This is a genomic window from Cyanobium sp. ATX 6E8, assembly GCF_024346335.1.
Lineage (GTDB): Bacteria > Cyanobacteriota > Cyanobacteriia > PCC-6307 > Cyanobiaceae > Cyanobium_A.
This window is the reverse complement of record NZ_JAGQCT010000013.1, coordinates 26,492-46,391: the sequence shown is the minus strand read 5'-3', so window position 1 is coordinate 46,391 and position 19,900 is coordinate 26,492. Positions and strand designations below refer to the sequence as shown.

The following is a 19,900-nucleotide window of genomic DNA, read 5'->3' as shown; positions in this document are numbered from 1 at the left end:
CGAGGCAGAACTGCATGAGCATCGTCTCCAACTCGATCATCAACGCGGACGCCGAAGCCCGCTACCTCAGCCCTGGCGAACTCGACCAGATCAAGTCCTTCGTGGGCGCTGGTCAACGTCGTCTTCGCGTGGCTCAGGTTCTTAGCGAGAGCCGCGAGCGCATCGTGAAAACCGCAGGCGGAGCCCTGTTCCAGCGGCGTCCCGACGTCATCTCCCCTGGCGGCAATGCCTACGGCGAGGAGATGACCGCTTCGTGCCTTCGCGACATGGACTACTACCTGCGCCTGGTGACCTACGGGATCATCGCCGGTGACGTGACGCCCATCGAAGAGATCGGCATCATCGGCGCCAAGGAGATGTATCGCTCCCTCGGCACTCCCCTGGACGCCATGGCTGAGTCCGTGCGGGAAATGAAGAACGCCGCCATGGGCCTGCTCACGGGCTCTGACGCTGAAGAAGCCGGTTTCTACTTCGACTACGTCATCGGCGCCCTCTCCTGAGGCGACGTTCCTTCCCCATTCCCCGCCACCCAAGCCGGATTCATGCAAGACGCCATCACTAACGTCATCAACCAGGCCGACGTCCAGGGCCTGTACCTCGACGGTTCGGCCATGGGCCGCCTGGAGCAGTACTTCGCCAGCGGTGAGCTGCGGGTTCGGGCTGCTGCCACCATCAGCGCCAACGGTTCAGCCATCATCAAAGAGGCCGTGGCCAAGTCGCTGCTGTATTCGGACATCACCCGTCCCGGCGGCAACATGTACACCACCCGTCGCTATGCGGCCTGCATCCGCGACCTGGATTATTACCTCCGTTACGCCACCTACGCCATGCTGGCGGGGGATACCTCGATCCTCGATGAGCGTGTGCTGAACGGCCTCAAAGAGACCTACAACTCCCTAGGCGTGCCCATCGGCGCCACCGTGCAGTCGATCCAGGCCATGAAGGAAACCACGGCTGCCCTCGTGGGTCCTGATGCGGGCCGTGAAATGGGGGTGTATTTCGACTACATTTGCTCCGGCCTGGGCAACTGATCCGCTGCCAGCGGCACACCCCGAGGATCACCACCATGCGTCTGTTCAAGATCACGGCCTGCATCCCCTGTCCGGAGAAAAGCCGCACCCAGCGCGAGCTGCAGAACACCTATTTCACGAAATGGGTGCCCTACGACAGCTGGTTCGCTGAGCAGCAGCGAATCATGAAGCAGGGCGGCAAGATCCTCAAGGTGGAACTGGCCACTGGCCGTCGCCAACAAAACGTCGGCAACTGAGTCTCGTCAAGCTCCACTGGTCTGGCCACACAACTCCCACATGCCCGGCATTCGCTGGGCTTTTTTATTGGGTACCGATTGGCTCGAAGGGGCTCGACAACCACCACCCAAACACGGCTCAATAGGGCCTCAGGATGGTGCCGCTCCGGCACTCCTTACTCCTTGTCTTGGCCCGAACCGCAACCCACACCACCAGCAGCAACGCCTCGCCAAGCCGCAGCATCGGCGGAGGCCTGTTGCCCCTGCCCTGGGACCAGTGGCCCGCAGAGGCGCGGCTGCTGCTGGGCATGGTGGCGCTCTGGAGCGTGATCGGATTGCTGGTGCTCACCTCAGCGAGCTGGTGGGTGGCGGAACGGGAAATGGGCGATGGAGCCTTCTATCTCAAGCGCCAGCTCATCTGGATGGTGGCCAGCTGGGGCCTGCTCTGGCTCGGCCTACGCACCAGCCTGCGGCGCTGGCTGCACCTCGCCCCCCTGGGGCTCTGGGTCGGCATCATCATGATTGCGGCCACCCTGGTGGTCGGCAGCACCGTCAATGGGGCGAGCCGCTGGCTGGTGGTCGGTCCCGTCCAGCTGCAACCGTCGGAATTGGTGAAGCCCTTCCTGGTGCTGCAGGGGGCTGCGCTGTTTGCCCACTGGAAGCGCATCGGCGGCGATCAGAAGCTGCTGTGGCTTGGGGTGTTCGGGGCGCTGATTCTGCTGATCCTCAAGCAGCCCAACCTCAGCACCGCCGCCCTTTCCGGCCTGCTGCTCTGGCTGATGGCGCTGGCCGGCGGCCTCTCTCTACCCCTGCTGCTGGGGGCCGCCGGTGCCGGGGGTCTGCTCGGCAGCGCCAGCATCCTGATGAACAACTATCAGCGCCTGCGGGTGGCGTCGTTTCTCGATCCGTGGCGCGATGCCCAGGGCGATGGCTACCAGCTGGTGCAGAGCCTGTTGGCCATCGGCTCGGGAGGCGTTCTGGGGGAGGGTTTTGGCCTATCCACCCAGAAACTGCAATACCTGCCGATCCAGAGCACCGATTTCATCTTCGCTGTGTTTGCCGAGGAGTTTGGCTTTGTGGGATCGGTGGTGCTGCTGCTGTTTCTGCTGCTGTTTGGTTTTGTGGGCCTGCGGGTAGCTCTGAGTTGCCGCAGCAACCAGCAGCGCCTGATCGCCATCGGCTGCACCACCCTGCTGGTGGGTCAATCGATTCTCAACATCGCGGTGGCCAGTGGCGCCATGCCCACCACCGGCCTGCCCTTGCCGCTGATCAGCTACGGCGGCAACTCGCTGATGGCCAGCCTGCTGGTGTGCGGCCTGCTGATCCGCTGCTCGCTGGAAGCAGGCGGCCTCGCCTCCACCCCCCGCCGCCGGCGCACCGCAGCCGCCCGATAGGCTGACCAGATGATCAGCCTTGGGCCCCAACTGGCCGATTGGGCCCGCACCAGCGAGGCGCTGCTGCAGCAATCCCTGGCCAGCCCCTCACCCGGCACCGTGGCCGTGGTGTTTGCAGGCGGGCTGCTCACCAGCCTGGGCCCCTGCTCGCTATCGCTGTTGCCAATCACCCTGGCCTACCTGGCCGGCTTCAGCAACGAAACCGGCAGTGCTGCATTGGCCCAGCGTCAGACCCCCTGGCTGCGCAGCCTCAGCTTCACTGCAGGGATTGTGGCGGCCCTGGTGCTGCTGGGCTTGGTGAGTGGGCTGCTGGGCCGCATCTATGGCCAGATTCCTGGCCTGATTCCGACTGTGGTGGCGGTGCTGGCCCTGCTGATGGGGCTCAACCTGCTTGGCCTGCTCAAGCTGCCCCTGCCCGCCGGCCCCGATCCGGAGGTGTGGCGTCGCCGCGTGCCGGCGCCACTGGCGCCGATGGCTGCGGGCCTGGCCTTCGGGCTGGCGGCCACCCCCTGCACCACGCCGGTGTTAGCGGTGCTGCTGGCCTGGATAGCCCAAAACGGCAAACCCCTGGTGGGGATGCTGCTGCTGACCAGCTTCGGCGCGGGCCAGGTCGTGCCGCTGCTGCTGGCGGGCACCGCGGCGGCCAGTTTGCCGCACCTACTCAGCCTTCGCCGGGTGGGTCAATGGGTGCCACCGATCAGCGGCGTGGTGCTGGTCACCACCGGTGCCCTCACCCTGGTGGCCAACTGGCGATGACCAGCTCCATCAGAGGCTTCACCCGGGTGCTGGGCTGGATCTCCGATCTGCGCCTGGCGATTGTGCTGCTGCTGGTGATTGCCGTCGCCAGCGGGGTTGGCACGGCCATCCCGCAGCAGGAAACCGCCGAGTTTTATCACCGGCTTTACGACCCCCAACCCTGGCTGGGCCTGCTGGGCGGCGATGGGGTGATGGCCCTGCAGCTCGACCATGTCTATTCCAGCGGCTGGTTTCTAGGGCTGCTGGCCTGGCTGGCCCTGTCACTGCTGCTCTGCAGTTGGCGCCGCCAGTGGCCCGCCCTGCAGGCCGCCCTGCGCTGGATCGACTACCGCTCCCCTCGCCAGCTCAGCAAATTGAGCGTGGCCGAAACCCTGCCCACCCCTAGCCCCAGCTCCAGCCTGGACACGCTGGCCCAGCTGCTGCAGCGTCAGGGTTGGCAGATCCAGCTCCAGGAGGGGCGCCTGGCGGCCCGCAAGGGGGTGGTGGGCCGGGTGGGCCCCATGCTCGTCCATGCCGGCATGGTGGTGTTGATGCTGGGTGCCGCCTGGGGGGCCGTAGGCGGTCAGCGGGCCGAGCAATACCTGGCCCCCGGCCGCAGCCTCGAGCTGATGGACAGCCGCGGCAGCAGCCGGCTCACTCTCGCCCTCGACCGCTTCGCCATCCAACGGGATCCCGCCGGCCTACCAGAGCAATTCACGTCCCAGCTGCGCATCCTTGAGGGCGACGGCAGCGAAGGCAGCCTGCTGAAGCAGGCGCAAATCAGCGTCAACCATCCGCTGCGCTTCCAGGGAGTGACCCTCTATCAGGCCGACTGGGCCCTGGCGGCGATCACGGTGCAACTGGGCAAGAGTCCGCTGCTGCAACTGCCGCTGCAGAGCTTCCCTCAGCTGGGCGAGCAGGTGTGGGGGCTGGTGCTGCCAACCCGGCCCGATGGCAGCGAGCCGGTGCTGCTCAGCCTGAGCAGTGAGCAGGGGCCAGTGGATGTGTACGGCGCCGATGGCAGCTTGCTCAGCCAGATCGCCCCCGGTGGTGAACCCGTGGAGGTGAAGGGTCTGCCGATCCGGGTGGAGAGCGTGCTGCCCGCCAGCGGCATCCTGCTGAAGCGGGATCCGGGCGTGCCCCTCGTTTATGCCGGCTTTGCCATCGCCCTGGCCGGTGGAGGCCTCAGCCTGCTGGCCACCCGTCAGCTGTGGGCGATCGCCGAGGAGCAACCGGGCCAGCAGGGCCAATTGCACGTGGCCGGGCTGTGCAACCGCAACCTCACCGGCTTTGCCACCGAACTACCCCAGCTCCTGAGCCAGCTCTGAGGTGGCCCGTCAGCAGGGCAGCCGCGTGCCGTGGCTGACCCGCACCACGGTGTGCACGTTGCCGCGGGGATGGAAGTCGGCTTCCAGCTGCATCCACTGGGGATCGGTGGCGGCCACCAGGTCGTCGAGAATGCGGTTGGCCACCTCCTCATGGGAGATGGAGCGGTCGCGGTAGCTGTTCACGTAGAGCTTGATCGCCTTGAGCTCCACCACCCGGGGGCCAGGCTGATAGAGCAGACGCAGCACGGCGAAGTCGGGGTAGCCCGAAAACGGGCACTTGCAGGTGAACTCGGGCAGCTCGATCGAAATCTCGTAGGGGCGTCCGGGCCGGGGATTGTCGAAGCAGATCAGCTCCGCCTCGGCGATGGCCCGCTCGCCATAGAGCGGCGTTTGGGTGCGATCAGGGCTGGCGGGAGCTGCGGAGCTGGAGGACATGGAAAGGGGAAACGGCCCGGCCAGAGGCCCGGCGTGCACGGCGATCCTAGAAAGAACCGGGAAGCCACTCCGGCGCCCCGCGCGAGCGCCCCCGCCGGTAACAACCGCTACGACGACCCCCGCAAAGCTCGGGCCTAATGGGGCGATTCCCTCCCACCGGCAGGGATTTCCTGAGAGACTTCTATCTAGCCCGAGCTGTTCCTATGAAAAAAGTTGAGGCCATCATTCGTCCCTTCAAGCTCGAGGACGTCAAGATCGCGCTGGTGAACGCGGGGATCGTGGGCATGACCGTGAGCGAGGTGCGCGGATTTGGCCGTCAGAAGGGCCAGGTGGAGCGCTACCGCGGCTCGGAATTCACCGTGGAGTTCCTGCAGAAGCTGAAATTGGAAATCGTCGTCGACGACGACAAAGTCGATACCGTGGTTTCAGCGGTTCAGGACGCGGCCCGTACCGGCGAAATCGGTGACGGCAAGATCTTCGTCAGCACGATCGACTCGGTGATCCGCATCCGCACCGGCGACCGCGACAGCGGCGCCATCTGATCTGAGCTGAGCTTGTCGGCACCAGCGCCGTTCAGCCATCCCCTCGAGCCCTGGTGGTCAGCGTGCTGGCCACCAGGGCTTTGATCTGGGCGGGGCCCACGGTCGCCGTGGCTAGCGGAGCAGGGGTTGCCTGTTCGGGGTTTACCTGTTGGGGGTTTGCCTGTTGGGGGTTTGCGGTTTGTGCAACATCGTGTTGAACAACGCCCAAGCGCCGCAGCCACAACAGGTATTCGTGGTTGCCGGCGGGCCCGGTGATCGGCGACGCCACCAGGCCGCAGGCCTTCAGCCCCAACGCCCCGGCCGCCGCAATCACCCCCGCAATCGCATCGCAGTGGGCGACGGGATCGCGCACGACCCCGCCCTTGCCGACGCGGCTCTTGCCCACCTCGAACTGGGGCTTGACCAGCAGCACCAGATCGACGGGCACCTCGTTCTGGAGCAAGCCCAGCAGGGCCGGCAACACCAGGGCCAGGGAGATGAACGACACATCGGCCACCGCCAGATCGGGCAAAGGGTCCTCCGGGCCGTAGAGGTCTGCGGGGCTGAGGTGGCGCAGGTTGGTGCGCTCGCGCAGCACCACTCGGGGATCGCTGCGCAGGCTCCAGGCGGTTTGGCCGTAACCCACATCAATGCCATAGACGCGCGCGGCGCCGTGCTGAAGCAGGCAGTCGCTGAAGCCGCCGGTAGAGATGCCGCCATCGAGGCAAACGCGGCCCTCCACCTGCAGCGGAAAGCGCGCCAGCGCCTCGAGCAACTTCTCACCACCGCGGGAGACGAACCGGGGCGGCTGCTGCACCAGCAGCTCCGCCTCCGGCAACACCTCCGTGCCCGGCTTGTCGAGCACACGATCGCCCTGCCGCACCCTCCCGGCCCGAATCAGCTGTTGGGCCTGCTGGCGGCTGGCGGCCAGGCCGCGGGCCACCAGCTCCAGATCCAGGCGTTGTTTGCTGGCCATGGCACTCGCGCTTTTGTGATCAAACCACAACGCAAACGGAACACATTCCAAGCAAGCCCGTCTCCCGCTCAAAACTCAGCGGAGGATATATTCCAACTTCGAAGCGGCAGCGATGGCCACCTTGATCCACCGCGCCCAAAAAACCAACAACGTGCTGGAGCTGCTCTACCCCGGCAGCTTCGTCAAACTGCGCAACCAACCGCATGATTTGCCTCCCTTCCAACTGATCCAGTGCCGCGGCGGACGCTGCTGGGTGCGCCAGCAGGCTTGGGGACATCAGGTGCACTGGGAAGTGGAGCACCGTCGCCTGACTGCGGCGGCCTGACAACTGCGGCCTAACCAGTCCCCAGGGGACGCACCCATACATTGGTCTGGACGTGAGCCAAACGCGGCCTTGATCGAGCGTTACACCCTGCCCGAAATGGGCAACCTCTGGAGTGAGGAAGCCAAGTTCCAGAGCTGGCTGGATGTGGAGATCGCCGCCACCGAAGCCAACTGCGAGCTGGGCCGGGTGCCCGCCGAGGCCGTGGCCACGATCAAGCAGAAGGCCAGCTTCAGCGTCGAGCGCATCCTCGAGATCGAGGCGGAAGTGCGGCACGACGTGATCGCCTTTCTCACCAACGTGAACGAGCACGTGGGTGACGCCGGGCGCCACATCCACGTGGGCATGACCAGCTCCGATGTGCTCGACACGGGCCTGGCACTGCAACTGAAGGCCTCGGTGCAGCTGCTGCGCACCGAGCTTGACGCTCTCGCAGACGCCCTTAGGGCTTTAGCCCGCGCCCACAAGGGCACGGTGATGATCGGCCGCTCCCACGCCATCCACGGCGAGCCGATCACCTTCGGCTTCAAGGTGGCGGGCTGGCTGGCGGAGGTGGAGCGCAACCGCGACCGGCTGGATCGCCTCGAGCGGGTGGTGAGCGTGGGCCAGATCAGCGGTGCCATGGGCACCTACGCCAACACCGACCCCCAGGTGGAAGCGATCGCCTGCGCCAAGCTCGGCCTGGAGCCGGATACGGCCAGCACCCAGGTGATCTCCCGCGATCGCCACGCCGAATACGTGCAAACGCTCGCCCTGGTGGGCGCCGCCCTGGAGCGCTTCTCCACCGAGATCCGCAACCTGCAGCGCACCGATGTGCTCGAGGTGGAAGAGAACTTCGCCAAGGGGCAGAAGGGCAGCTCGGCCATGCCCCACAAACGCAACCCGATCCGCAGCGAGCGCATCAGCGGCCTGGCGCGGGTGCTGCGCAGCTACGTAGTGGCGGCCCTGGAAAACTGCGCCCTCTGGCACGAGCGCGACATCAGCCACAGCTCGGTGGAGCGGATGATGCTGCCCGACTGCTCGGCCACCCTGCACTTCATGCTGCGGGAGATGACCGACGTGGTGAAGGGCCTGGGGGTCTACCCCGACAACATGGCCCGCAACATGAACGTCTACGGCGGCGTGGTGTTCAGCCAGCGGGTGCTGCTGGCCCTGGTGGAGAGCGGCATCAACCGCGAAGATGCCTACCGGATCGTGCAGCGCAACGCCCACACCGCCTGGAACACCGAGGGGGGCAACTTCCGCGCCAACCTCGAGGCCGACGGTGAGGTGACCAGCCGCCTCAGCCTCGAGCAGCTGGCCGACTGCTTCTCCACCGACCTGCACCAGGAGAACCTGGGCGTGATCTGGGAGCGGCTGGGGGTTTGAGCGTCTCAGCGCTGGGCCCCAGAGGGGGTGCAGCACTAGCGGCTGTAAACCCCCGTGAGCTGGGCCGTAGCCAGCTGATGGCCGGCCATGGCCTGCTGGAGCTGTGCCACCGTGATGCCAGGCTCCAGATCCAGGCTGGTGTCGAGGGCAAACAGGCTGAAGATGTAGCGATGGGTCTGCCCCAGTGGCGGCTCCGGCCCCTGGTAGCCGATGCGATGGAAGTCGGCGACGCCCCAACAGGCACCGTGGCAGGCGCCACTGGGAAGCTGGGGTGCCCGATCCAGGCCGGCCGGCAGGCCCTGGTGCTCAGCCGGGAGGTTGAACAGCACCCAGTGCACCCAGGTGCCCCCCGGCGCATCGGGATCCTCCAGAACCAGCGCAAAGCTGACGGTGGAGCTCGGTGCTCCGTGCCAGCGCAGCGGCGGGGAGAGATTCAGGCCATCGGCACAGTGGATCGAAGGAATCCTGCCCCCATCGACAAACCCAGGGGAGGTGAGCTGGAAGGAGCCGTTGCTGCTCGACATCGTTCGGTCTCGGCCTCCACAGCCTGAGCCGGTGCCAACCAATCCCGAAGCGTTGCCGCGCCTTCTCGCTGGGATCACAGCAGGGTCGCCACGCATCCGCTGCCTGACGATCACGACAGAGCCGCGCGACTAAGCCTTGTGATACGGGCCACCCTGGAGGATGGACGTGGCGCGATAGAGCTGCTCCAGCAGCAGCAGTCGGGCCAGCTCGTGGGGGAATGTCATCGGTGAGAGGCTGAGGCGCCAGCTGGCTCTGGCCTTGAGCCCTGGGTCCAGCCCATCGGCGCCGCCGATCACGAAGGCGAGGCGATCCGAGCCTGAATCGCGCAGCTGCTCGGCGAAGCTGAGCGAATCGACGCTGCGGCCCTCTTCGGTAAGCACCACCAGCCGTTCATCAGCTTGGAGGGCCGCCGTGATCGCCGCAGCTTCCTTGACCATCGTGGAGTCCTTGAGCTCCGTGATCACCAGTCCTGGCAGGCGCTTGCGGTAGAGAGCGACTCCCTCCTGCACCCAACCCTTGCGCACCTTGCCCACGGCGATGATGCGGATGCGGGCGGAGTTGATCACGGGTTACTGCCCACCAACCTCAGGCCTGGGGGCGTTCGGTGGCCGGGTCGAGCTGGCCATTGCCGCTGGCCAGCAGATCTTCGATCTCGCACACCGGGAAGCGGTTGATCGCCTTCAGGGCGGCGCGGGCTTTGGTGCGCAGCTGCTCACTGATCGCCTCGCAGTAGGGCACCTGGGCCAGCAGATCCACCGTGCGGCGCAGGATCCGCACCACATCGCCTTCGTCGAGGGAGGTGTTGGCGATCACGTCGCTCCAGCTGGCCCCCTTGGCCCAGGCGTGCACCAGGCCGGTGAGCTCGGGCTCCCACCAGAGCGGGAAAGTGACCTTGGCGCGCTCCTGCTGGCGCTCCAGCTCCCGGCGCAGACCGCGCAGATCGTGCAGGGCCTCCTCGGCAGCCGGGGGCTGCGGGTAGCCGCACCAGAGATCCGGCCGATTCACCTCGGTGGAAATCGCCTCAAACACCGCCGCCAGCTGGGGCGGATCGAGCTCATCGAGGTGGCCACTCATCAACGCCAGCCCCAGCCACAGCTCGTTGTCGCCGCGCAGGGCCGCCACGGTGCGGCCCACCACGGTGGGCTCCAGCCCATCGGCCCCCGCCAGGGCCCCGAAGAAGCGCAGCACCTCGATCAAGGCCAGGAAGGTGTCCCAGTGGCGGTTGGAGCGGAAGTGCAGCAGCCGCTGGCGCTCGTCGATCTCCAGCTGCAGCTCCTCCATGCGCCGGCGGTGCTTCTTGAGCTGGCGGCGGTCACCCCAACGGTGGGCCGGATGCAGCTCCAGCTGCTCCTCCAGGTCATGCACCAGCTGAGCGTGGGCCTGCACCTCGCCCGCCAGGTCGTATTGGGGGGTGACCATGTCGTGGCGGCTGGCCATGTGGGCCACCGCCAGGGCGAGGCCGCCGCTGGCCTGGTCGCCGTGGCGCAGCTCGCCGGCATGGCGCAGCTCGGGCGCCTCCACCTGGCCCACCTGCAGGCAGCTGAGCTCGGCATGCAGGGCCACCACGGCGCCGCAGGGCAGCAGCAGCCATACGTTGTCGTCGGTGAGGCAGAGCAGCAGGGGGAACTGGCCCGGCCCCTTCACCTTCTCGACGATCACCGCTGGTGTCACCCGGCCGCGCAGCTGAGGGGCCTTGAGGCTCACCAGGGTGCCTTCGCTGGCGAACTGCAGGGCCAGGGTGAGCTCATGGGCGAGGGTTTCCTCGGCCTGCTGCTGCAGGATCCGCAGGATGCGGCGCTCCTCGCGCAGGTGCCCCCGCTGTTTCTCGTAGTCCTCGAAGTCGTCCCAGGGCACCTCGCCGGAGCCATCTTCGAGGCCCTCGAGCTGCTGCATCAGCTGGGCGATCCGGGCCTCGTCTTCAGCCAGATCCAAGGTGGCCAAATAGCGCCCGAAGCTACGCTCCACCAGCTCCTTGGCCTTGGCCAGGTCGTAGCGCTGCAGCAGGTTGAGCACCATGCCGTAGCTGGGCGTGAACTGGCTGACCAGCGGATCGGCAGGCGCGGTGGCCAGCTGGCCCGCTTCGCGCACCCCCTCAAAGCGGCTCTGCACCGTCACCACATAACCCTGGGAGTCGAGGCCCCGCCGGCCGGCACGGCCGGCCATCTGCAGGAATTCACTGCCCATCAGTGCCCGGTGGCCCCGCTCAGTGCGCTTGGACAGCGCCGAGATCACCGTGGTGCGGGCCGGCATGTTGATGCCGGCGGCCAGGGTTTCGGTGGCGAACACCACCTTGATCAAGCCCTGCTGGAACAGCTCCTCGATCAGTTCCTTCCACGCCGGCAGCACGCCGGCATGGTGGGCGGCTATGCCCCGCAGCAGCGCCTCGGCGTGGCCGCCCTCCCGCACCGCCTCGGGGGTGGCCGCCACAAAGGCGTCGAGCCGGGCCTTGATGCGTGCCTGCTCCGCCGGGGTCACCAGATTGGCCTTGCCAAGCTCCTTGACCCCCTTGTCGCAGCCGCGGCGGCTGAAGATGAAATAGATGGCGGGCAGCATCTCGCGCTCGGCCATCTGGGCCACCACAAAGCCAAGCGGCGGCGCCTCGGGCTGGGGCGGCTTGGGCGTTTTCGGGCCCTTGCGGTGGCTGCCCTTGGGGGCCCGCCACACCTTGCAGTTGGGATGGAGCCCGGTGCCCTCCTCGTTGAGCAGGGGGTGCAGGCCCTTGGCACTGCAGAAGCTGAACGCGAGCGGCACCGGCCGGTGGTCGCTGAACACCAGGCGGGTGGGGCCGTGCACCCGCTCGATCCAATCGGTGAGCTGGCCGGCATTGGCCACCGTGGCCGAGAGGGCCACCAGCTGCACCGGCGGCGGGCAGTGAATGATCGATTCCTCCCACACGGTGCCCCGCTGGGAGTCGTTCATGTAGTGGCACTCATCGAGCACCACCGCCTCCACGCCCTCGAGCGGATCGTCTCCCCCATCCACTTCCGCATAGAGCATGTTGCGGAAGATCTCGGTGGTCATCACCACCACCTGGGCCTCACGGTTGAGGCTGAGGTCGCCGGTGAGCAAGCCCACCTTGTCGGCGCCAAACTGCGCGCGGAAATCGCGCAGCTTCTGGTTGGAGAGTGCCTTCAGCGGCGTGGTGTAAAACACCTTCTGGCCGTGGGCCAGGGCTCGGTAGATGGCGTATTCGCCCACCAGCGTCTTGCCCGAACCCGTCGGAGCGCTCACCACCACCGAGTGGCCCTGGTTGAGGGCATCGATCGCCTCCAACTGGAAGTCGTCGAGCGGAAAGGGAAAAATTGCCGCCGGATCGAGGGCTGCAGACACCGGCGCAGACTGGGGCATGGAGTGATCCTATGGGCCCCGGCTGAGGGACGCAGCCTTGCGCGTTGCGCACCGGTGGCCGGCACGGGGGTGATCCGGCTCAAGCCAACTCCAGCCACTGGCGCAGCGCCCGTTCCAACCGGGCCAGCTCCTCCCCCTGCAACAGGCCCAGCAGCGCGCGCACCTGGGGCCGCGATGCCGTGAACAGCTTGTCCACCATCAGCTGGGCTGGCCGCGGCAGGCCATTGACCGCTGAGGGCTCCAGGGACAAGCGCAGCAGCGGGGCCTCCAGCATCCGGGTGGTGAGCGGACAGCAGGTGAGGGTCGGATGATCGCTCAGCCAGCGATCGGCCTGCACCACCACGGCCAGCCGCCGCTGGGGATCACCACTCGCCACAGGATTACCCAGTCGCACCACCGCCCCACGGCGCAAGGGGATCACAGGCTGCCGTTGGGGTTGGGTCTTAGGGGCCGTCATGGGGTCCAATCACTCCAGCAGGGCAGCCGGGCCAGCTGCGCATCACAGGCCTCCCATCGGGCCACCAGGCGCGACTGGCGGCGACACTCCTCGCCATCGCGAAATGGACGCAGATACAGCCGCAAGGCACGGCGCACGCAATCGCTGACGCTGGAACCGGTCTGAGCCGCCACCAGCTGCAGACTCGCCTCCAGCTCAGGATCCAGCCGCACCCCCAGGTGCCGGCCGGCGGAGAGGGGCTTCGGGAGGGAGAGGGCTGAACGCACGGGGGGGTGGGGTGGGGGGGGTGGAGGCGATTTGGGTTTGTGAAACAGAACGTTCAACAGGTCGCAAAGCCCTCAGAGATGAGCTTCCCGGGGAAGGCACACCAGGACCTTGGGCACGGGCACGTTCAAACCGTTAGTGCCCGCCCTGTCCCAGGCGCGATCTAGCGTTTGGCCACTGCGGTCGGATCATTGGGATCAAGGCCATTGGGATGGAGCTCATCAGAGAGCAGCGACCCGTCCGCCCACTGGCGGCAGGAGCTGCAGCGCCAGCTCGCGGACCTTCCCGAGCAGCGCCGGCGCGCCCTGCGCAGCTTTGAACCCGCTGACGCCGCAGCCCTCCGAACCAGCGCCGCAGCCCCCCTGCTCGATCTGGCCAGCAACGACTACCTCGGACTGAGCCGCCACCCCGCCCTGGTGGCCGCGGCCCAGGCCGCCGCCGCGGGGGAGGGCGTGGGCGCCGGCGCCTCAAGGCTGGTGAGCGGCAGCCGGCCGGCCCATGCCGCACTGGAAGCGGCCCTGGCGCGTTGGCTGGGCCGCGAGCGGGCGCTGCTGTTCCCCAGCGGCTTCCAGGCCAACCTGGCGGCCGTGGCCGCTCTGGTCGATCGCCACAGCCTGGTGCTGGCCGATCGGCTCATTCACCAGTCCCTGCTCACGGGGGTGCGGGCCAGCGGCGCCGGGCTGCAGCGCTTTGCCCACAACAACCTGGCCGATCTGGATCGTCGGCTCCAGGCCGCCCGACGGGAACGCCCCAACCAACGGCTGCTGGTGCTGAGCGAAAGCCTGTTCTCGATGGAGGGCTCCAGTCCAGATGTAGCGGCCCTGGCGGCCCTGTGCGCTGGCCACGGCGCCGCGCTGCTGCTCGATGAAGCCCATGCCCTCGGGGTGCTCGGCCCCGGCGGACGGGGGCTGGGCTATGGCCTCAATGGGGAGGGGGGGCAGCCGGAGATCGCCCTGATCAGCGGCACCTTCGGCAAAGCCTTCGGCAGCGGCGGGGCGTTTCTGGCTGGCGACACCCTGGTGATGGAGTGGCTGCTGCAGTTCAGCGGACCCTTCCGCTACACCACCGCCCTGGCTCCGCCCCTGGCCGCCGGCGCCCTGGCCGCCCTGCACCAGATCCAGGCCGAGCCCCATGGCCCGGCGCTGCTGCAACGAGCCGAGCGCTGGCGCACCGCCCTGGAGGCCGCGGGCTGGCCGCGTCCCCCCGGGGTGGGGCCGATCCTGCCGCTGCTGGTAGGCGACGACCGCGCCGCCCTGGCCCTGCAACACCGGCTGGAGGCCGCCGGACTGTTGAGCGTGGCGATCCGCCCGCCCACCGTGCCGGAGGGCACGGCGCGCTTGCGGTTGGTGCTGCGTCACGACCTGCCAGCCGGCACATTGGGGCGGTTGCTGGCCGCCCTGGGAGACCCACCATGCAGGTGATCGCCATGCACGGCTGGGCCGGCGATGCCCAGGGCTGGGAACCGTTCCAGGCCGCCTGGCAGCAGCGCAGCTGGGGCTGGCAGTGCGGCGAACGGGGCTACGGACAGCAGCCCCCCAAGGCTGTGGCCTGGCAGCAGGGAGCTGGGCCGCGGGTGCTGATCGCCCACTCGCTCGGCCCCCATCTGGTGCCGCCCGCCGTGCTGGAGCAAGCCGACGCGGTGGTGCTGCTAGCCAGCTTCGGCCGCTTCGTGCCCGAGGGTCCCGCCGGCCGCCGGCTGCGCGCCGCGGTGGCGGCCATGGCCGAGCAGCTGGCCTCCGCCCAGGCCGGCGCCATGCTGGAGAGCTTTTTGGAGCGGGCGGCAGCCCCCCAGCCGGTCAACCTGCTGCCGCCTGGCATCACCGCGGCCCCCCTGACCGAAGCCGGTCGGCAACGGTTGGCGCAAGACCTGGCCCTGTTGGCCGCCACCGCCGGCCTGCCCCCGGCGTTTCCGGCCCGCGCCCGGGTGTTGATCGTGGAGGGGGGCGCCGATCAGATCGTGGTGCCCGAGGCGCGCGCGCTGCTGCGCGACGCCCTGCCTACCGCCGACCGGCTCAGCCTGGCCGGGGTGGGGCACTGCCTGCTGAGCCCGGCGTTGATGCCCCTGGTATGCAGATGGATCGAGGCTCTGGCATGAACCCAGCTGCCGCCCCCAATCCAACCTTCAGCCACCAGGTGAGTGCCCGCTTCGCGCGGCAGGCCCACCACTACACCCAGCAGGCCCGGCTGCAGCAGGGGGTGGCCTGGCGCCTGGCCCACCTCTGCCGAGCGCTGCCCCTGCCCGACGGTCCACGGGCCGACCTGGGCGCCGGCAGTGGACTGGTGGGGCAGGCCCTGCGCCACCAGGGCGACCACCAACCCCTGCTGCAGCTGGATCTCTGCCCCGCGCTGCTAAGCCACAACCCCCTGGCGGCCCCCAGCAACCAACTGGTGTGGGACCTCAACCAGCCCCTGCCCGAGCAGCTGCAGCACGCCGCCCTGCTCACCTCCAGCTTTGCCCTGCAGTGGCTCGACGATCCCGCCCGCCATCTGCGGCACTGGTGCGGCCAGTTGCAACCCGGTGGCTGGCTGGCAGTGGCCGTGCCCACGAGCGGCAGCTTCCCCCAGTGGCACCGCGCCGCCGCCGCTGCCGGCGTGCCCTGCACGGCCCTGGATCTGCCCAATGCCGAAGCGCTGCTGGCCGCCAGCGCCCAAGGGGGGCTGCGCCTGCGCCACTGCCACCGGCTGCAGTTCAGCCGCGGCTACGGCAGCGGCCTGGGCTTCCTGCAGCAGCTGAAAACCCTCGGAGCGGGCACCAGCCGCTCGGGCCGCCTGAGCCCAGCCCAACTGCGCCGGCTGCTCGACTGCTGGCCCAGCGACGGCCAAGTCAGCTGGGAGGTGTTGCTGCTGCTGGGCCAACGCCCCAACCAAGCCCCCAGCCCATGAACCACCGCCACCCCCAGCTGGTGATCTGCGGCACCGACACTGACGTGGGCAAAACGGTGGTGAGCGCCCTGGTGGTGCAGGGCCTGGGCGCTCACTACTGGAAGCCCGTGCAGAGCGGGCTCGAGGGGGGCGGCGACAGCGGTCGGCTGCAGGCCCTGCTGCAGCTACCGGCCGAACGGCTGCTGCGGGAGGCCTACCGACTGCAGACGCCGGTGTCGCCCCATTGGGCCGCCGAGCAGGAGGGCCTCACGATCGACCCGGCCCGACTGGCCCTGCCGGTGGTGAATGCCCCGTTGGTGGTGGAGACCGCTGGCGGGCTGCTGGTGCCGCTGCGCCGCGACTGGCTGCAGATCGAGCAGCTGGCCGCCTGGGGGCTGCCGGTGCTGCTGGTGGCCCGCAGCGGCCTGGGCACCCTCAACCACACCCTGCTGTCGGTGGAAGCCCTGCGCCGCCGCGGCATTCCGCTTCTGGGCCTGGTGCTCAACGGGCCGCTCCACCCCGACAACCCCCGCACCCTGGCCGCCCTGGCCCAGACGCCCGTGCTGGCCCAGTTGCCACCGCTGGAGCCCCTCACCGCCGGGGAGCTGGCCCGCCAATGGCAGATCCAACGGCTGGGCGATACTTTCATCAAGGCTTTGGCCACCCACCGATAAGCATGCAACCCGGATGACCAAACAACACTGGCTGGTGAGTGGCGTGCTGGTGCTGTTGTGCGGTGGTGTGTTGGTGCTGTTCACCGACGTGGAGGATTCGCTGGTGCGCTGGGTCAATTGCGGACCCGTGTCCACGGCCAGCGAGCGCCGCAGTGACATCTGCCGCTGAGCTCTGGCGCTGACCTCTATCACCGAGCCTGGGCCTGCCCCCTGAACGGATCAGAGAAAGCGCTGGACCCCTAAGGACCGGCCAGGATCACCGCTTCGGCATCCGCCCGCGACAGGCCGTAGGGAAAGTGGCGCACCGACACTTCGCCGTCGCGGTGCCAGCTCACCTTGAGTTCCTCCACCTCCAGTTCCACCAGGGCGCTCCAATCGGGACGATGCAGGTCCCAGAGGCAGGAGTTGGCCCGCTGGCGCCGGGCACCCAGCTGCTCCAGCCAGAGCTCCAGGGCCGGGAGCGGATGGTGATACAGCGGGGTCTGGGGGCTGGGCAACTCGGTCATGGCGCCAACCCTGTCATGGCGCCGGTGGCATTGGCGGCCTGCGCCTGCGTCCACCAACTGGGCCACTGCACCAGCTCGGCACCGCGCATCCAGGCCACACCCACCCCAAGCACCAGGCTCAGCACCAGGGCAAACCCCAGCAGCAGCAGGGCTAACCACTCCCCGCCGGAGAGATCCCGACGCACCGAGGTCGGCCGAGGGACATCCCCCGCCAGCGACGGCGGGGATGGCGGCAACGGTGCTGGGGAGGGATGGAGCTGGGCGTCGTAACGCTGGCGCAACACAGGATCACTGAGCACCGCATAGGCCTGTTGCAGGCGCTGAAAGGCAGCGGCCGCTTCGCCTGCCGGCAAAACGGTGGTGTCGGGGTGATACCGCTTGCTCAACCCGCGGAAGGCCTGGCGCAGCTCCTGGCGCGAGGCCGTCTCCGGCACCTGCAGCAGCGCGTAGTGGCTGGGCCGGGAGCTGGATGGCGAGCTGGGTGGTGGGCTGGAAGAGGAGCTGGCCAAGGAGACGGCAGCGGCAAGGGAAGCGGGACTGCGAGATCCGGCGGGGAGATCCGTTCTGCGGGATCCTAGAGATCACAACCCCACTGCCAGGCTGGATGGCCCCCACCCTCACCGGCAACGCCCTCTGGCAAGAACTCGGGTGGCAGCCCAGCTCCGGCCAGGAGCAGCTGCTGGCCGAGCTGCAGGAGCAGCTGCGCCAGTGGAACCGCAAGCTCAACCTGACCCGGCTGGTGGAAGGCGACGACTTCTGGATCGCCCAGGTGTTCGACAGCCTCTGGCCCCTGGTGCCCCTGCTGCAGACGGAGGCCGCCCAGGCGCCCCTCCGGTTGATCGATGTGGGCACCGGCGGCGGCTTCCCCGGCCTGGCGGTGGCGATCGCCTTTCCCCAGGCCCAGCTGACCCTGGTGGATTCAGTGGGCCGCAAGGTGGAGGCCGTGCAGGCCATGGCCGACACCCTGGGGCTGGGCGAACGGGTGCAGCTGCGCTGCGAGCGGATTGAACGCACAGGGCGGCAGAAGGCCTGCCGCGGCCAATTCGACTGGGCCCTGGCCCGGGCTGTGGCCAGTGCGCCGGTGGTGGCCGAATACCTGGTGCCACTGCTGCACCCCAACGGCCTGGCGCTGCTGTATCGCGGCCAGTGGTCGCCGGCGGATCAGCGCGAGCTCGACGCCGCCCTGGCCCCCCTGAAGGCCCGCACCGACCAGTGCCTGAATCGGGAACTCCCCCACGGCCGGGGCATTCGCCACGCGCTGCTGGTGAAGCCCCTAGCCCCTTGTCCCCCCGCCTACCCCCGAGCGGTCGGAGTCCCGGCCAAGCAACCGCTGGGAGCCGCAGCCACAACGGCAGCCGTCACGAGCCCATCAGCCGGGTGACGGTCTGGCCGCCCAGGCGGCTGCGCAGGCCCCGCAGGATCGCGGGGATCTGATCGACCCAAGGGCTGCGGGCGAGAGCGGCCCGCAGCTCCGCCTCGCTCACCGCGTCGTCGAGAAGGTCGGCATTGCGGCCGGGAAACCAGTGGCCGCCCTGGCCGAGCAACCCGTAGCGGGCCCGGGCAAAGCCCTCGAGATCCCAGGCCTCGAGGAGGTTGTGCAGCCAGAGCAACACCTGCACGTTGATCTGCCCCGGCACCTCAGACCACTCCGGCAAGCCCTGCTCCCAGCTGGCCAGCCAGGCCGGATCAAGGGCGTCCCGGCGGGCCTGCTCCAGGCGCTCGAGCACCGGGGGCACCAGGGCACTGGCCTGGTCCAGCTGCGCCACTGCCTCGATGTGCAGGTCGAGATCTTCAGGACGGGCTGCTCCGACGCTGAGGGTATGGACCGCCGGCACCCCTGCAGAACCCAATTCAGACAGGCAGAACAGATCGTTGAAGGTGATCGGGTGCAGCGGCGCGCACAGGGCGCTCAGGCGAGCGGAGGGCGTATGCAGATGGCCGCCCTTGTCGGTGGGGCTGATCACAAACACCCCCATGTCGTGGGCCTGGGCCAGCGCGATGGCAGGGCGGTTGTCCTGGCGGATGAAATACCAGTGGAGGTTGATGTAGTCGAAGGCGTCGCTGGCGATCGCCTCGCAGATCAGGGGCAGGGGAGCGTGGGTGGAGAAGCCCACATGGCCGATTCGGCCCTCGGCCTGCCAGCGCCGCAGCACCTCGCGGCAACCGGCGGGCCGCAGGCTCTGCTCGAGGTGCTCCGGTTGATTGAGGCCGTGGAGCGTCACCAGATCCACCCACGCCACCCCGAGGCGCTCAAAGCTGGTGCGCAGCTCGGCCTCAAAGGCCTCCGGCTCCGGGTGGGGCGGCACCTTGGTCTGCAGGATGCGCAGGGGATCGGGCACCTGGTCGAGCAGCCAGCCCAGCTGCCGCTCCGAGGTGCCGTAGTGACGGGCCGTCTCGATGTGGTGGAAGCCCGCCGGCACCGCCTTCTCCAGGATGGTGCGCAGGTTGGCCTGACTCGCCGCGGTGATCTGATCGGGCGGCAGGTCGGTCCAGCTCTGCTGAAAGCGCATGCAGCCCAGGGAGAGCACCGGCATGGCCAGCTCGGTGCGGCCGAACCGCCGGGTGGGAAGCATCAGGACGACTCCCGCCGCGGCAGGGTGCGCTTGGGACGCGCTGGAGAGGGGACCCCCAGGGGCAGGATCTCCTGATCCGCCAGCTGTTGTTGCAGCCTAGGCAGCTGCTCGTAGGCCACCCAATGAATGCAATCGACGGGACAGGTGTCGATAGCCTCCTGGATCAGCTCGGTGGTGTCACCGTCCTGGCGGATGGCGCGGGAGCGCCCCCAATCGGGCTCCACCACAAACGTATTGGTGGCCACATGGGCGCAGTAGCGACAGCCGATGCAGACCGCCTCATCGACCCACACCGCTTTCTGGCGCAGGGAGCCTCCGAGCAGAGGCTCCAGGCCGGTGCGCTGCGCCTCGGCCCCTGGGGGCATC

Annotated in this window: 26 protein-coding genes; 15 read left to right on the top strand and 11 right to left on the bottom strand. The window is 68.4% G+C overall.

Features of this window, described 5'->3' with window-relative positions:
• Positions 1–14: 14 nt before the first annotated feature.
• From KBY70_RS10955 to KBY70_RS10930, 6 genes are all read left to right on the top strand, one after another.
• Positions 15–500 carry an allophycocyanin gene (locus tag KBY70_RS10955; RefSeq protein ID WP_094561358.1) on the top strand — a complete coding sequence of 162 codons (486 nt, stop codon included), beginning with the start codon at positions 15–17 and terminating at the stop codon, positions 498–500.
• A 42-nt stretch (positions 501–542) separates the two neighbouring features.
• On the top strand, positions 543–1,031 hold the full coding sequence (gene apcB, locus KBY70_RS10950) for an allophycocyanin subunit beta (RefSeq protein WP_094561359.1): 489 nt from the start codon (positions 543–545) through the stop codon (positions 1,029–1,031).
• A gap of 35 nt (positions 1,032–1,066) precedes the next feature.
• A complete protein-coding gene (locus KBY70_RS10945; RefSeq protein WP_094561360.1) occupies positions 1,067–1,267 on the top strand; it encodes a phycobilisome linker polypeptide in 201 nt (66 codons plus the stop codon).
• 221 nt (positions 1,268–1,488) lie between these two features.
• Positions 1,489–2,640 (top strand): FtsW/RodA/SpoVE family cell cycle protein, encoded by a 1,152-nt coding sequence (locus KBY70_RS10940; protein ID WP_254988538.1) that lies wholly within the window; start codon positions 1,489–1,491, stop codon positions 2,638–2,640.
• Between the two features lie 9 nt (positions 2,641–2,649).
• Positions 2,650–3,396 (top strand): cytochrome c biogenesis protein CcdA, encoded by a 747-nt coding sequence (locus KBY70_RS10935; RefSeq protein WP_094561362.1) that lies wholly within the window; start codon positions 2,650–2,652, stop codon positions 3,394–3,396.
• On the top strand, positions 3,393–4,703 hold the full coding sequence (locus KBY70_RS10930) for a cytochrome c biogenesis protein ResB (protein ID WP_254988520.1): 1,311 nt from the start codon (positions 3,393–3,395) through the stop codon (positions 4,701–4,703). The genes KBY70_RS10935 and KBY70_RS10930 overlap by 4 nt, the downstream gene beginning before the upstream one ends.
• Before the next feature lie 9 nt (positions 4,704–4,712).
• On the opposite strand, the gene queF is transcribed toward KBY70_RS10930, so the two are convergent.
• Positions 4,713–5,138: a preQ(1) synthase gene (gene queF, locus KBY70_RS10925; RefSeq protein ID WP_094561364.1), complete on the bottom strand. Its 426-nt coding sequence runs from the start codon at positions 5,136–5,138 to the stop codon at positions 4,713–4,715.
• A gap of 203 nt (positions 5,139–5,341) precedes the next feature.
• Here queF and KBY70_RS10920 point away from each other — a divergent pair, with 203 nt between their 5' ends.
• A complete protein-coding gene (locus tag KBY70_RS10920; RefSeq protein WP_094561365.1) occupies positions 5,342–5,680 on the top strand; it encodes a P-II family nitrogen regulator in 339 nt (112 codons plus the stop codon).
• A gap of 31 nt (positions 5,681–5,711) precedes the next feature.
• Here the strand turns inward: KBY70_RS10920 and KBY70_RS10915 are convergent, their stop codons facing one another.
• The gene (locus KBY70_RS10915; protein ID WP_254988519.1) at positions 5,712–6,635 is read right to left on the bottom strand and encodes a TlyA family RNA methyltransferase; all 924 of its coding nucleotides are present in this window, start codon (positions 6,633–6,635) and stop codon (positions 5,712–5,714) included.
• A gap of 112 nt (positions 6,636–6,747) precedes the next feature.
• On the opposite strand from KBY70_RS10915, the gene KBY70_RS10910 reads away from it, so the two are divergent.
• Together KBY70_RS10910 and purB are read left to right on the top strand one after the other, a co-directional pair.
• Positions 6,748–6,960: a hypothetical protein gene (locus KBY70_RS10910; protein ID WP_094561367.1), complete on the top strand. Its 213-nt coding sequence runs from the start codon at positions 6,748–6,750 to the stop codon at positions 6,958–6,960.
• Between the two features lie 69 nt (positions 6,961–7,029).
• A complete protein-coding gene (gene purB, locus KBY70_RS10905) occupies positions 7,030–8,325 on the top strand; it encodes an adenylosuccinate lyase (protein ID WP_254988518.1) in 1,296 nt (431 codons plus the stop codon).
• A 35-nt stretch (positions 8,326–8,360) separates the two neighbouring features.
• On the opposite strand, the gene KBY70_RS10900 is transcribed toward purB, so the two are convergent.
• The 5 genes from KBY70_RS10900 to KBY70_RS10880 all read right to left on the bottom strand — a co-directional run bounded on the left by KBY70_RS10900 (position 8,361) and on the right by KBY70_RS10880 (position 12,921).
• Entirely contained in the window at positions 8,361–8,849 is a 489-nt protein-coding gene (locus tag KBY70_RS10900) for a YbhB/YbcL family Raf kinase inhibitor-like protein (RefSeq protein WP_254988517.1), read from the bottom strand.
• A 129-nt stretch (positions 8,850–8,978) separates the two neighbouring features.
• Positions 8,979–9,413 (bottom strand): 23S rRNA (pseudouridine(1915)-N(3))-methyltransferase RlmH, encoded by a 435-nt coding sequence (locus tag KBY70_RS10895; RefSeq protein WP_094561376.1) that lies wholly within the window; start codon positions 9,411–9,413, stop codon positions 8,979–8,981.
• Positions 9,414–9,435: 22 nt separating this feature from the next.
• Positions 9,436–12,198 carry a DEAD/DEAH box helicase gene (locus tag KBY70_RS10890; protein ID WP_254988516.1) on the bottom strand — a complete coding sequence of 921 codons (2,763 nt, stop codon included), beginning with the start codon at positions 12,196–12,198 and terminating at the stop codon, positions 9,436–9,438.
• A 79-nt stretch (positions 12,199–12,277) separates the two neighbouring features.
• Entirely contained in the window at positions 12,278–12,655 is a 378-nt protein-coding gene (locus tag KBY70_RS10885) for a type II toxin-antitoxin system PemK/MazF family toxin (RefSeq protein ID WP_233128708.1), read from the bottom strand.
• Positions 12,652–12,921, bottom strand: a complete 270-nt coding sequence (locus KBY70_RS10880) for a ribbon-helix-helix protein, CopG family (protein WP_094561371.1) — start codon at positions 12,919–12,921, stop codon at positions 12,652–12,654. Before KBY70_RS10880 ends, KBY70_RS10885 begins: the two co-directional genes overlap by 4 nt.
• Positions 12,922–13,179: 258 nt before the next feature.
• On the opposite strand from KBY70_RS10880, the gene KBY70_RS10875 reads away from it, so the two are divergent.
• From KBY70_RS10875 to KBY70_RS10855, 5 genes are read left to right on the top strand one after another with little or no spacing between them, the layout of a single operon-like run.
• Positions 13,180–14,340: an aminotransferase class I/II-fold pyridoxal phosphate-dependent enzyme gene (locus KBY70_RS10875; RefSeq protein ID WP_094561567.1), complete on the top strand. Its 1,161-nt coding sequence runs from the start codon at positions 13,180–13,182 to the stop codon at positions 14,338–14,340.
• Entirely contained in the window at positions 14,331–15,014 is a 684-nt protein-coding gene (locus KBY70_RS10870; protein WP_254988515.1) for an alpha/beta fold hydrolase, read from the top strand. The genes KBY70_RS10875 and KBY70_RS10870 overlap by 10 nt, the downstream gene beginning before the upstream one ends.
• The gene (locus KBY70_RS10865) at positions 15,011–15,802 is read left to right on the top strand and encodes a methyltransferase domain-containing protein (protein WP_254988514.1); all 792 of its coding nucleotides are present in this window, start codon (positions 15,011–15,013) and stop codon (positions 15,800–15,802) included. Before KBY70_RS10870 ends, KBY70_RS10865 begins: the two co-directional genes overlap by 4 nt.
• Positions 15,799–16,455, top strand: coding sequence for a dethiobiotin synthase (bioD, locus tag KBY70_RS10860; RefSeq protein WP_094561545.1), 657 nt, complete (start codon positions 15,799–15,801; stop codon positions 16,453–16,455). The genes KBY70_RS10865 and bioD overlap by 4 nt, the downstream gene beginning before the upstream one ends.
• A gap of 13 nt (positions 16,456–16,468) precedes the next feature.
• The gene (locus KBY70_RS10855; RefSeq protein ID WP_198953899.1) at positions 16,469–16,624 is read left to right on the top strand and encodes a hypothetical protein; all 156 of its coding nucleotides are present in this window, start codon (positions 16,469–16,471) and stop codon (positions 16,622–16,624) included.
• 70 nt (positions 16,625–16,694) lie between these two features.
• On the opposite strand, the gene KBY70_RS10850 is transcribed toward KBY70_RS10855, so the two are convergent.
• Both KBY70_RS10850 and KBY70_RS10845 read right to left on the bottom strand, forming a co-directional pair.
• Complete coding sequence (locus tag KBY70_RS10850; protein WP_094561546.1) at positions 16,695–16,961, bottom strand: DUF3143 domain-containing protein; 267 nt, start codon at positions 16,959–16,961, stop codon at positions 16,695–16,697.
• A complete protein-coding gene (locus tag KBY70_RS10845) occupies positions 16,958–17,470 on the bottom strand; it encodes a J domain-containing protein (protein ID WP_094561547.1) in 513 nt (170 codons plus the stop codon). The genes KBY70_RS10850 and KBY70_RS10845 overlap by 4 nt, the downstream gene beginning before the upstream one ends.
• Positions 17,471–17,565: 95 nt before the next feature.
• On the opposite strand from KBY70_RS10845, the gene rsmG reads away from it, so the two are divergent.
• The gene (gene rsmG, locus KBY70_RS10840; RefSeq protein ID WP_094561548.1) at positions 17,566–18,342 is read left to right on the top strand and encodes a 16S rRNA (guanine(527)-N(7))-methyltransferase RsmG; all 777 of its coding nucleotides are present in this window, start codon (positions 17,566–17,568) and stop codon (positions 18,340–18,342) included.
• Here the strand turns inward: rsmG and KBY70_RS10835 are convergent.
• Both KBY70_RS10835 and KBY70_RS10830 read right to left on the bottom strand, forming a co-directional pair.
• On the bottom strand, positions 18,320–19,534 hold the full coding sequence (locus KBY70_RS10835; RefSeq protein ID WP_254988513.1) for an aldo/keto reductase: 1,215 nt from the start codon (positions 19,532–19,534) through the stop codon (positions 18,320–18,322). The two genes, rsmG and KBY70_RS10835, sit on opposite strands and share 23 nt — an antisense overlap.
• The gene (locus KBY70_RS10830; protein WP_094561550.1) at positions 19,534–19,899 is read right to left on the bottom strand and encodes a ferredoxin; all 366 of its coding nucleotides are present in this window, start codon (positions 19,897–19,899) and stop codon (positions 19,534–19,536) included. Before KBY70_RS10830 ends, KBY70_RS10835 begins: the two co-directional genes overlap by 1 nt.
• Position 19,900 lies beyond the last annotated feature (1 nt).